Consider the following 12214-nt stretch of genomic DNA (forward strand, 5'->3'; position numbering starts at 1 on the left):
ACCAACGAATTCCCGGCGCAAGATGCTAGACGCTCGACCGCGCCATCACAGGCCAACTCAATTGCGCCGCTCGGCCGCACTACCTCAGTCATGGCGCCCGGCCACGCCACTTCAGCTATGCCATCTGCGCCCCGACGGTGCCGCCCAGCTATGCATGCCACTTCAGCCATACCGTCCGGCCCAGCCACGCCGCCCAGCCGCACCCCAGCTATACCGTCCGGCTGCACCCCTCCTGTGCCGCTCAACGCATTTTCGGCGGTTTTGACGTTGAGCGGCACGACGATGCGTCATTGCCGCCTTGCCAACTGTTTGCAGGCAACGTGTGAGCCGACAGGCGAGCCAGTAAGATGCACGGGCATAGCGCGCGTCCTTTATACGGGATGAGCTGGCCCGCGAAGCGGGACTGAAGGGCTGTCAGCAGGACCGAGAGGTGGCCAGCAGGACCAAGGGATAGTCAGCAGGACCAAGGGGCAGCCAGCGGGATGAGGGCAGTCAGTCCATCAGTGAAGTTACAGCGCGGGATACTAGAGCACCGCGAACCAGAGCATCGAAACCCAGAAGATCACGAATCCAGCGCACCGAAGTCCAAAATATCAAACACAAACTCACTTTATCGAACGAATTGTCACTACCCACGTCTATAGATGTTTACGCAAACATCTTATGGACACACACCGGGCAGCAATCCCACACAGGTGACGAATACCACAAACTGCTTGGGAAATAAGCCCTATGAGAAGGAGAGGCACCGATCATGTCTGACAGATCATTCAACTCGGCCGGTAACGGCCCTGATAACGCAACCACATCACTTGAAGCCACATCGGATCAACCGGTCTACGGCGTTACCAACAAGCAGCAGCCGAAGCTGCCCACCCGTCTCGGCCTCGGCCTCATGGTCGGCCCGGCCTGCTGGATGATCGCCTACGTGGGCGTCTCGGCCACGCTGCTGCCCGCCAAGCTGCAGTTCTTCGCCCCCGACCAGAAGGTCGCGCTGATCCCGCTGTTCTCGCTCGTCGCGATGATCGCGGCAACCATCTCCAACATCATCGCCGGCGCACTGTCGGACATCACGCGCTCACGCTTCGGCTCGCGATCCCCGTGGATCTTCTGCTCGTCGATCGCCTGCGCCCTGCTGTTCGTCTGGTTCGCGTTCGCCAACTCGTGGCCGATGCTGCTGGTCACCTGGACCCTGTACAACGTGGCCCTCAAATGCGTGACCGCCCCGATGATCGCCCAGATCTCCGACCGCATCGCCCCGCGCTGGCGTGGCACGATCTCGTCGTTCTGGGGCATCGGCATGGCCATCGGCAACTACGGCTCCGGCATCATCGCCTCCAGCTTCATCAGGGACAACACGGCGGCCACCACCGGCATCCTGATCTTCGCCGTCATCGCCGCGATCGGCGGCGTGGTCTCCCCGCTGCTCATGCGCGAACCCAGCAACGCGCACGTCGCCAAGGTGAAGTTCGACGCCGCCACCATCAGGCAGAACTTCATGTTCCCGACGAAGAACTGCCGCGACTACTACCTCGCTCTCGTCGGCAAGATGCTCATGGTCACCGGACAGTACGTGATCGTCGGCTATCAGCTGTACATCTTCTCCGACTACATGAAGCTCGACGCCGACCAGCAGTCCGCCTCCCTGAAGATCATGTCGATGATCCTCATGATCACCGGCATCGTGTTCTGCATCATCGCCGGACCGCTCGCCGATCGCTTCCACAGGCTCAAGCTGCCGGTCGCCATCACGACGATCCTGCTCGGCGTCGGCGCCTTCTTCCCGTTCCTCGCGCCCGAACCGTGGACGATGTATGCCTACGCGGTGATCGCCGGCATCGGCATGGGTGGCTACAACGCCGTCGACGGCGCACTCAACGTGGCCGTGCTGCCCGATCCGAAGACCGCCGCCAAGGATCTCGGCATCATCAACATGGCCAACACGCTCGGACAGATCTTCGGCCCCGCCGTCGCCGGCTTCATCCTGACGATCTCCGGCAACAACTACCAGTGGATCTTCCCGACCGAGACCATCATCTGCGTGGTCGGCGGCCTGCTCATCCTCGCCGTCAAGCGCGTGAAGTAGGTTCCGGCGCCGCGCCTGACAGTCCTGCGCCTGGCGTCGCGACGACGCGCCACAACACGTAGCATAATGACGTTTCATCGTGTTATGGCACAGACCCCTGCCACAGCTTGCGGAATCGAATGGTTTTCGCGAGTTGTGGCAGGCGCTCCAGACGCACGATTTCGACCTCTCGGCAAGAATGGCGGATTTCCAAGCCTCTCGAAAATCAGCTTTTGTCATAACTCACGAAACGATGCCGTATTGTCGCGTTGTGGCATGGGCCGTTGCCTTAAGTGGATGGAATTCTCGTTTTTCTTGAGTTGTGGCAATGATCCTCGCCACAACTCAAGCATCAATCGATCGATGGATCAGTTGTGGATCAACAGAGTCAACATCCGCTCGTGCAATTGCGCGCGTAGCGTGTCCGCAATTGTTTCTCCTGTGGCCGACGTGCCGATGTCATAAGGCTGAAAGACTGCTAAATACGCGAGACCCCAAGGCGTACCGAAGGTAGACGTACGAAGGTACGTCTACCGAGGAACAGCGCAGCTGACGCACCGCGTCAGGAGGCCTGGGCGCCTTCGCCGGCCTCGCGGTCCTTCAGATATATTTCAGGGATGTCGCGCTCCTGATCGTGCAGCTTGGCCCAGATGATCGGCCGGCCGGCGTCAAGGGATTTCGGCACGTCGATGATACGCTGGTTCTTCGAGCCGCGGAACTGCAGCAGCGAGTCCTTCTGATCCTTGAGATATCGCCCGTCGACGAGGATGTCGATGAGCTTCAGCAGCTCGAGCTTGTCAGGGGTCTCCCCGGGGCGCATGAGCTCCTCCCACGTGTATCCGGTCCACGACCAGATGTCCTTGGAGTCGCCGAACTCACGCCGGATGCGCTGCGCCAACGGCAGCAGCACCGGCGTATTGAGAAACGGTTCGCCGCCCAGAAACGTGATGCCCTGCACCCACGGGGCCTTCAAATCCTCGATGATGCGATCCTCGAGCGCCTGCGTGTACTCGTGTCCGGCACGGAAATCCCAGATCGACGAGTTGAAGCAGTCGACGCAGTGGAACGGGCATCCGGACACGTACAGCGAGTTGCGTACGCCCTCGCCATCGGTGACGACGAACGTCTTGTAGTCGGCGATCATCCGCTTGGACATCCGCCGTCCGTCCCACTGCCCCGCACGAGGATCGTTGGCGAGACCATGCGAGGGCACAGACGGCCCTCGCCCGGTCTCATCCGGAGCAAAGTCCCTCCGACTCATCTCCCGTCTCTCCATATTCACCCCCTGCTTCCGTAACACCATCATCCCAGCCGCTCCACCCAACCGAAACGTTGAGCGAAACGAGCATCGGCCTTCGCAATGGATTGACTGACCGTAGGCTTGGCCGAACGGCCTTGAGTGTGTCAGGCGATCCATTGCGAAGGCCGATGCGGACCCTCGCGATACCAGTAATTACTTGGCTTCTTCGAACCACTCGCGCGTGGAGCCGTCGTCCAGCGTCACGTGGCCGGTCTCGCCGCTCATGTGCTTGACGCGGTGGGAGATCTCCTCGTGACGGCCGTGGACCATCGGACGGGACACCGGGTTGCCGAGGTAGCCGCAGGTGCGCTTGGTGACGTTGCACTTGTCCGGGTCGGAGTTGCCGCACTCGGGGCACTTGAAGCCCTCGTCGGTGGGCTCGAAGTCACCCTGGAAGCCGCACACGAAGCAGTGGTCGATCGGCGTGTTGGTGCCGAGGTAGCCGATGCCGACGTTGTAGGCGTAGTCCCACACGGCCTCGAGCGCCTTCGGGTTGTCCTGCAGGCACGGGTACTCGCAGTAGTTGATGAAGCCGCCGGAGGCGTAGTACGGGAAGTCCTTCTCGTAGTTGAGCTTCTCCATCGGAGTGGGCTGCAGCCACACCGGGTAGTGGAACGAGTTGGTGTAGAAGTCGTGGTCGGTGACGCCCTCGATGCGGCCGAACTTCTCGCGGTCCATGCGGTTGAAGCGGTCGGTCAGGGATTCGGCCGGCGTGGAGTACACGGAATAGTGGTAGCCCTCCGCCTTGCTCCACTGCTTGCACAGCTCGCTCATGCGCTTGACGATGGACAGCGCGAACTCCTTGCCCTCCGGATCCCAGCCATGATCGCGGATCCAGTTCTTGCCGTAGAACACAGCGGTGGCCTCCGCCAGGCCGATGTAGCCGAGGGAGACGGTGGCACGCTCGTTCTTGAACAGCTGGTCGACGTTGTCGTTCGCGCCGAGGCGGCCGAAGGCGCCGTAGCGGAACAGGGTCGGGGCGTTGACCGGGGTGGCCTGCTTGCAGCGCATGATGCGGAACTGCAGGGCCTGGTGCGCGACCTCCATGCGCTCCTCGAACAGCTTCCAGAAGCGGGCCTTGTCGCCGTGGGATTCGATGGCGATGCGCGGCACGTTCACGGAGACAACGCCCAAGTTCATGCGGCCGTCCTCCTCATCCTTGCCGGTGGCGGGGTTGATCCAGCCCTGCAGGAAGGAGCGGCAGCCCATCGGCGCCTTGAAGGAGCCGGTGATCTTGACGATGTTCTCGTAGAACACGACGTCCGGGTACATGCGCTTGGTGGCGGATTCGAGCGCCAGCTGCTTCAGATCGTAGTTCGGGTCGCCCGGGTCGGCGTTCACGCCGTGACGGACGGTGAACACGAGCTTCGGGAAGATGGCGGTGTGGTGCTCCCTGCCGAGGCCGCGGATGCGGTTCAAGAGGATCGCGCGCTGGATCTCACGGGAGAACCAGTCGGTGCCGAGGCCGAAGCCGACGGTGACGAACGGGGTCTGGCCGTTGGAGACGCGGTTGGAGTTGATCTGGTACTCCATGGTCTGCATGGCGTCGTAGATGGCCTTGCGGGTGCGGATCTTGGCGAGGATCTCGCGCTCCTGCTCGAGCTCGTCGACGTCGGTGTGGAACGGGGTGTCCATCGGCAACGGCTCGCGGCCCTTCTCGAAGTGCAGCTTGGCCGGCTCGTTCGCCTTGGCGTTGGCGACCTGACGACGTGCGAACTCGATCGGCATGTCGTCGGGGATCATCTCGCGGGCCTCCTCGAGGAACTTCTCGTAGTCGAGGCGCGCGTAGGTGGCGAGATGCTCGTCGGCGCGGTTGGCGGTCTGTCCGCCGTACTGGCTGGAGGCCACGTCCTTCATGATCTGGGTGATCTGCGTGGCGGCGATGGCGATCGACTTCGGCGAGGCCATCGGCGCATTGCCGAGGGTGAAGCCGTTGGCGAGCATGTCCCAGAAGTTCGGCAGGGAGCAGTTGGACTGCGCGGTGAACGGCGAGTAGTCGGCGTCATGGAAGTGGATGTCGCCCTTCATGTGCGCGTTGGAGACGGCCGGCGGCAGCATGTTGAACGCAGCGGCCTTGGAGATGGCGCCGGCGAGGAGATCGCGCTGGGTGGCGTAGACGTTGGCGTCCTTGTTGGCGTTCTCGTGGATGAGGGTCGGGTCCTGGTTGATGAAGCGGGACACGGCCTCGTTGACGTCCGTGGCCTTGGCGCGCTGGATGTCCTTGTCGAGACGGTAGTTGGTGTAGGCGCGCGCCACGTCGTACAGGTGCGCGTCGATCAGGGCGTGCTCGACGAGGTTCTGGATGTCCTCGATCTTGGCGGGGCCGGCGTAGCGCTCCTTGATCTCGCCTTCGACCTGATTGGCGAAGCCGCGGATCATGGCCTCCTCCTCGGGGCCGACCTGCTTGTCGAGATCGCCGAAGGCGGCCTTGACGGCCTCGATGATGTTGATCGGGTCGAAGTCGACGATACGGCCGTCACGCTTCTCCACCTGCACCTGACGGCTTGTGTTCCTGACGGTTGTGGTCGCGGTATCGATCGCTGCGGTATCCATCGCTTCTCCCTCTTTCTTCCTTACGTACCTGCATGCCCCGCGCGGCCGTTTTCAAGACGTCCGACAAGGGTGATTCAGGTGAATTCCGAGTGAATCACACGGGTGTAATTACTTGAGCCTCAGATACTGTACGGCAACCCCGACCCTATATCTAGTCGCGACGCGCCGCAACGACACTAGGGGTAGTGGTTTTTGGCGGAATAAAGCCGAATCGGCAACGTGTGACTAATGTGACAATCGCACGTTCCCGCGTGTCGTGCGACGCTGGAACTCAGTCGAGATTCGACTGGGCTGAGCCGTCAAACGGGGAGCCCAGTGGGCTTCCCGTAGGCGAAGCGAGCCGCTATGCGGCGAGGGGAACTCAGTCCAGATTGGACTGAGTTCCAGCGGTATTCGCCGTGGCCGCCTGCGCGTTCTGCGCGGCGTCGAGGCGGGCGCGCACGTCGCTCAGCAGGCTCTGGGCGCGCTTGGCGAGCGCCTCACCGATCTCCCACTGACGCATCGACTGATCGAGGTTGAGGCCGCCTGCCTCGAGCGCCTGCACGGCCTGGATGAGCTTGTCGCGCGCCTCCTCGTACGGCATGTTGGCGATGATCTCGCGTTCCTTGTCGGTCAGCGTGGAGGCGGGGGCGGCGGACGCGGCCCTCTCGGCCTCCCCAGCCTTCGCGGCGTTCTCGGTGGTCTCGGTGGTCTCGATGTTCTCGGCCATGACGTTCTCCTTTTCGTGTGTATGTTTGCATGATTTGCATGCCCTGACTACCCCTCAGTCCCGTTTCGCGGGACGGCGGGTCAGTCGGCCTTGGCGGTGACGACGCCCTTCTTCAGGGTCAGGGTGAGTTCGTCGCCGGACCTGACGGCCGCGGCGTCGTCGAGCACACGCCCGTCGGCGGTCTGCACGACGGCGTATCCGCGATTGAGCGTGGACTGCGGGCTTAATGCGGTGAGCGAGGCGTGCGCCTTCTCGATGGTGAACGAGGCGTCGTCCACCATGCGGCGCAGTCCGATGTCGAGCCGGTTCACCGCATCGTCGATGAATCGCTGATGCGGCTCGAGCATCGTGAGCGGCTGCGTCAGGCTCGGCCGGTTCGCATAGCCCTCGATCAGGCGGATCTCGTTGTCCACGTGGGCGGAGATGCGCAGTCGCATCTGGCGCACGGCGTTGTCGATGAGCTGCCACTGCTCGCGCACGTCCGGCACGACCTTCTTGGCGGCGTCGGTCGGCGTGGACGCCCTCAGATCCACGGCCAGATCGATCAGCGTCCAATCGTCCTCATGTCCGATGGCGGAGACGATCGGCGTGCGGCAGGCCGCGGCGGCCCGCACCACGCCCTCGTCGGAGAAGCCGACGAGATCCTCGAACGCGCCGCCGCCTCGGGCCACGATGATCACATCCACGTCCGGATCGGAGTCGAGGCGACGGATCGCCTCGATGATGTCCGGCGGACACTGCGCGCCCTGCACGTGCGCATGCACGATCTTGAATCGCACGGCCGGCCACCTCAGATTCACGTTGGTGACGACGTCGCCCTCGGCGCGGGCCTGCGGGGCGCAGATCAGGCCGATGCACTTGGGGAACTCCGGCAGCGGGATCTTGTTCTCCGCGTCGAACAGCCCCTCGCCCTTGAGCTTCTTGCGCAGCTCGTCGATCTGCTCCTTCAGGCCGCCGGCGCCGATCTTGCGGATGTCGTCGCCGATGAAGCTCAGTCGCGTCTGCTTGACCCAGATCTCGGCGCGGCCGTGGATGACGACGCGATCGCCCTGACGGAACTGCGAGGCGGCCGCGGCGAACCCGCGCCAGCCGGAGACGGATATCGCGATGTCCTCGAAGTCGTCGCGCACCGTGAGGTAGGCGGATCCGGCGCGACGCGTATTGATCTCGGTGATCTGGCCGCAGATCCACGCGGCGGGCCATTTCGCCACGGCGTTGTGGAACTTCTGGCTCAGCACACTCACCGGCCACGGATTCTCGGCCGTGGTCTCGGCGGCAAGCCGGGGCAGCTGGTCGAGCGAACGGGGGCCGGCGGGCGGCTGCGCCCCCGATCCCGCCGGACCGTTCTGGGCCTGCCCATAGCCCTGGCCATAACCCTGGCCATAGCCCCGACCGTAGCCGTTGGCGTTCATGTCATAACTCATGGGGTCCACTATAGTTCAGGCCCGCTGTCAGGCCGGAAACCGAATACGGCCAATGTGGATAACTCAGCCCTCAACTGCAAGAGTCGCCAGCAGCGCCTCGTGATCGGACCCGGCGATGCGCTTGACCTGCATCCGCCCCGCGACGACCCCCCTGTCGACGACCACATGGTCGATCCCGGCGAACGCGGGAGGCACGACCCGATCGGCCGGCCAGGTGAACGTGAACCCGTGGCCCGACTGTCGGGCGGCATCGCTGAAGCGATCGCCCAGGAACCCGCGGAACGGGGCGTGATCGTAGGTCGCGTTGAAATCGCCCATGAACACGTACGTCGCGTCCGTGTGCGAGCGCATCAGCGCCAGTTCGTCGAGCGCACGCCTCCACTGGTTCCAGTACCCGGGCACGGGGGCGGTGGTGTGCACGGAGACGAATCGGATCCGCTTCGCGCCGCCGGCGAACGAGACGGTGCCGCCCGGCATGAACGAGGCGCTGGAGTTCACGTCGTCATCGGCCGGATCGGCGAGGGGCGTCGCGGACCACAGTCCGTTGCCGTACATGCCGTCCGAGCTGGAGACGTGCGCATACGGCAGATAGTCCCCGATGCCGGCGGCCTCGAGACGGGCGACGAACGCCTCGGTCGTCTCCTGCAATGCCAGCACCTCGACGCGCTGGTCGCGCACCGTGTCGACGATCGCCTGCGCGTCGGCGCGACCTTTATATACGTTGAACGTCATCACGCGCGCGTAGGAGTCGTCGAGGATCGGATTGGCCTGCGCGGTGGCGGAAAGGGCCCGGCCCGGAAGCTGCGCCGACGGGTGGAGGAACGGGTACTGCCAGTACACGTTCACCGCGAGCAGGGCGAGTGCGACCACGGCGGTCACGACGCGTTTCGAGACGAACGCCAGCACCAGCGACAGGGCCGCGAGCAGAATGAACCACGGCGCGGCCGACACGATGATCGGCACGTAGGGCGTCGTCTGCAGATCGGAGGGCAGCGCACGGGCGGCCACGCCGACGAGCGCGAACATCGCAAGCAACGTCGAACATGCACCCAGCACCCGATGCCTGCGCGTGTTTCCGCCGTAATCCCCATGTCCGTTCATACTGCGCTTCCTTACCGTGATCCTGCGCGCCGTGCGGGTTGCGCGCGAGGCTGCCACACCGCGCGGGGCTCCGGATGCGCGAAGTTTGCCGGCGCGATTCCCCGGCTTCCCGCCGGAGCGCGATTCCGACGAGCGCGCACCGTTCGCACGCTCTGCGCGGGCACGCTCCCTGGCGTCGGCCTCGGCGCGTCTGATCAGTTCGTCCCGGCCGGAGTCGAATCTCGACGACGACCGGGATGCACCGGATGAACGGCCAGAACGGGACGGACGGGACGAGCGAGGTGAACCCGTCGAACGGGATCCACTCGCCGAACGCGACGCACTCGTCGAACACGACGCACCACGCCTGTTTCCTCCCGCCGATCGACCTGCCACCGCACCTCCTTATATCTTCGGCCACATTACTGTGATCGCGATGCGAGGAGACATGTTCGAAGGACGATTTCACAAGTTCGCCCCCAAGCCGGGCAATGTGGCGCGAACCGACGCGCACGGGCAATACCGGCGACCGACGCACGCGGACGTAACCGACGCACGCAGACACCCGTTCTGCCACGCGGGATGCGTGTTGACCACCCTCCGTGTACAATGGACCGCTGTCGCCTCGGTAGCTCAGGGGATAGAGCACCGCTCTCCTAAAGCGGGTGTCGTCAGTTCGAATCTGATCCGGGGCACCACAAACCCCTTGGAGCCATTGAGTTCCAAGGGGTTTTGCTTATTCGGCGCCGTCGTTCGGGGGTGTGGCGGGGCGTCAACTTCCCGCGAATCAAACCACATTACGAAGAGCTGTGAGATCATCACCCAAAACCGACTGAACTGACACTTCCCGTTCGTCTCCCATCGGCAAAATGCCGTGATCCAGCGACATCCTGCCGAAGGCTACTCCGAAGCTACTCCGAAATACTCCGAAGCTACTCCGAAATACTCCGAACCTGCTGCCCCGAATACGTGTAGTACTGCTTGGGGTCACGAGTCCCAGAACCATGCCATTGCAGGATCCCCTTGCCGGCCAGTTCCTTCAGGGTTTTCGATGCGGTCCTGGCGCTTACTCCGGCGGCTTCGGCCAATGCCCCGGTCGTCACCTTCCCGTTGTCGATGGCGAGGGCGAGGGCCGTGCGTTCGGTCAAGGTCAGACCCTCGGCGGGGATCTCCGTCCGGTTGACGACGGTGACGGGCCCGTCTTGCTGCCCGTTCAGGTAGGGGACGCGCCGCCTGATGTTATTGCGCAGCACGAGCCGGACACTGAAATCGTTCGGCTCGCTGTACTCGGGATCGGGCAGGCCGAGCTCCTCCATCTCCTCGTACATGCGGTGCACGCCCTCGTTGAGCTCGCGCACCAGCTCGAACGCGGTGAGCACATGGCAGATCTTCGGGTTGCGCGCGTACCGGGTGGTGCGCATGTTCTCCAACGTGACCCGGTTCGGCAGCGCGCCCGGGCTGGTGACCTCCAGCCGGTCGTCGAAGATCATCACCCGCGTGTACTCGCCGCGGATCGAATAGTCTCGGTGCGCGACCGCGTTCACCAGTCCCTCGAACCACGCGAACCGCGGGTACTCGGGCACTGTGCGGAACCGGCCGTCATCACCGAGAACCTGGAACTCGCGCAGCAGCGACCCGATCAACTGGCTGGCCTGCGCCACCACGTCGGGCAGCGGCCCGTCGAATTCCCTATCCTTGACGATGTTCAGCCCGCGACCGGTATGCAGCTCGGTCCCGTCGACCCTGATGACGCGCACGCGCGCCGACGGCAGGAACGCCGCCGGATACTGCGCGAACAGGAGCACGCCAGCGTTCGTCAGGCGCCCGTCCACAAGGAAGCCGCGGCTGCGCAGCACCCGTTCACCTGGGATGTCGGCCGCACCGATGGCCCGCTTGTACCGGTCCAGCACCCCGTGGTCGACGTCACCCATGCCCGACCGGGGCTCCGGCTCGTCCTCGAACCAGCGCTGCCCCTTGTCGTACTCCAGGGCGCGCACCTGCTCGCGATCCAGCAGGACGCTGCGGTCCGCCTCGCGCAGGTACACGTCGCCATTCGACCGTTTCGTCACCACGTGGTTCGATGACGGGGCCACGTCCAGCACGAGGATCACGTCACTCTCGCCGGCCGTGTTCACGCAGGGGACGCGCCGCGCGCTCACCTGCGGCGTGGGGGCGCACTGCGTGATCGGGATCTGTTCGAACGACTCGACCGGTCTGGCGTTGTATCGTTTGAACCCGGTGATCCTCCCGTCGTCCTCGATGCCGATGACCAGCTGGCCTCCCGAAGCGTTCGCAAACGCGATGAGGTGGCGGGACACGTCCTCCGGCTTGATGCGCGCGCTCTTGCGGTCGAAGTACTGTCCCTCGTCCATACGGGCGAACAGCGTCGCCTCGTCAGCACTCATGTCCACCACGACCGTCTCCCCTCACCGGCAGAACCACCTACGACAAGCCACGAGCATACCCGAGCGAACCCACAACACAAGAACCCCCCACCTGCCAGCAGTTCCAGATCCTCATCGAAGAACTGCCCGAGAGCACCGCAACAGTCGTTTCCCCAAGACTCGAAAACGTTGAAAATCGAGGCGTGTCTCAAAAAAAACATGGAGATATCCAGTTTGTTATAGGTGTAAGGCAAACAGCTCCACAGCAAGGAGGACCTCATGGTCAACGCTCACATCAAGAAGATCACGGCAGTCATCGCATTGCTCGCGGCGGTCACGTCGCTATCAGCCTGCGGCACGCATTCTCAATCGGCTTCGCCCACGCTCGCCGATCACTCGGCGGAAACCGAGCAGACATCGGGCAACAACAAGGCGAGCAGCTCCTCCAGCAACACCGAATCCAGCACCGACAGCACGGACAACGAGACCGTCGTCTGCAAAGCGGCGGTCGACTCAGCCGTCAAGTCGTACCAACAGGTCAAGGATGAGATCGAATCGGCAAATCATCGACTCCGCGAGCATGTTCTTGTTGTTTCTCACAACCCACGCCCTCTCCACGCGGATGGCGCCGGAACGCTTGATGGTGATGCTTGTCTATTGCTGCGCGACAATCCGGTTCATTGAAGACTGGTTCAGAGG

At 63.6% G+C, this 12214-nt stretch carries 8 protein-coding genes and 1 tRNA gene; 3 read left to right on the top strand and 6 right to left on the bottom strand.

Annotation, left to right across the window (positions count from 1 at the left end):
- The first annotated feature begins 754 nt into the window (after positions 1-754).
- Positions 755-2086: an MFS transporter gene (locus EMB92_RS08685; protein WP_150394538.1), complete on the top strand. Its 1332-nt coding sequence runs from the start codon at positions 755-757 to the stop codon at positions 2084-2086.
- A gap of 541 nt (positions 2087-2627) precedes the next feature.
- On the opposite strand, the gene nrdG is transcribed toward EMB92_RS08685, so the two are convergent.
- The 5 genes from nrdG to EMB92_RS08710 all read right to left on the bottom strand — a co-directional run bounded on the left by nrdG (position 2628) and on the right by EMB92_RS08710 (position 9077).
- A complete protein-coding gene (gene nrdG, locus EMB92_RS08690; RefSeq protein ID WP_150394539.1) occupies positions 2628-3341 on the bottom strand; it encodes an anaerobic ribonucleoside-triphosphate reductase activating protein in 714 nt (237 codons plus the stop codon).
- Between the two features lie 177 nt (positions 3342-3518).
- Positions 3519-5918 carry an anaerobic ribonucleoside-triphosphate reductase gene (gene nrdD, locus EMB92_RS08695; RefSeq protein ID WP_150394540.1) on the bottom strand — a complete coding sequence of 800 codons (2400 nt, stop codon included), beginning with the start codon at positions 5916-5918 and terminating at the stop codon, positions 3519-3521.
- 361 nt (positions 5919-6279) lie between these two features.
- Entirely contained in the window at positions 6280-6627 is a 348-nt protein-coding gene (locus EMB92_RS08700) for an exodeoxyribonuclease VII small subunit (protein ID WP_150394541.1), read from the bottom strand.
- An 80-nt stretch (positions 6628-6707) separates the two neighbouring features.
- A complete protein-coding gene (gene xseA, locus EMB92_RS08705) occupies positions 6708-8051 on the bottom strand; it encodes an exodeoxyribonuclease VII large subunit (protein ID WP_223847646.1) in 1344 nt (447 codons plus the stop codon).
- Positions 8052-8114: 63 nt separating this feature from the next.
- On the bottom strand, positions 8115-9077 hold the full coding sequence (locus EMB92_RS08710; protein ID WP_190973632.1) for an endonuclease/exonuclease/phosphatase family protein: 963 nt from the start codon (positions 9075-9077) through the stop codon (positions 8115-8117).
- Between the two features lie 676 nt (positions 9078-9753).
- On the opposite strand from EMB92_RS08710, the gene EMB92_RS08715 reads away from it, so the two are divergent.
- A tRNA-Arg gene (locus EMB92_RS08715) sits at positions 9754-9829 on the top strand.
- 234 nt (positions 9830-10063) lie between these two features.
- On the opposite strand, the gene EMB92_RS08720 is transcribed toward EMB92_RS08715, so the two are convergent.
- A complete protein-coding gene (locus EMB92_RS08720; protein WP_150394543.1) occupies positions 10064-11536 on the bottom strand; it encodes an ATP-binding protein in 1473 nt (490 codons plus the stop codon).
- A 258-nt stretch (positions 11537-11794) separates the two neighbouring features.
- Between EMB92_RS08720 and EMB92_RS08725 the strand changes: the two genes are divergently transcribed.
- Entirely contained in the window at positions 11795-12199 is a 405-nt protein-coding gene (locus EMB92_RS08725; RefSeq protein ID WP_150394544.1) for a hypothetical protein, read from the top strand.
- Positions 12200-12214: the final 15 nt, after the last annotated feature.

Source organism: Bifidobacterium callitrichos (assembly GCF_008698085.1).
GTDB lineage: Bacteria > Actinomycetota > Actinomycetes > Actinomycetales > Bifidobacteriaceae > Bifidobacterium > Bifidobacterium callitrichos.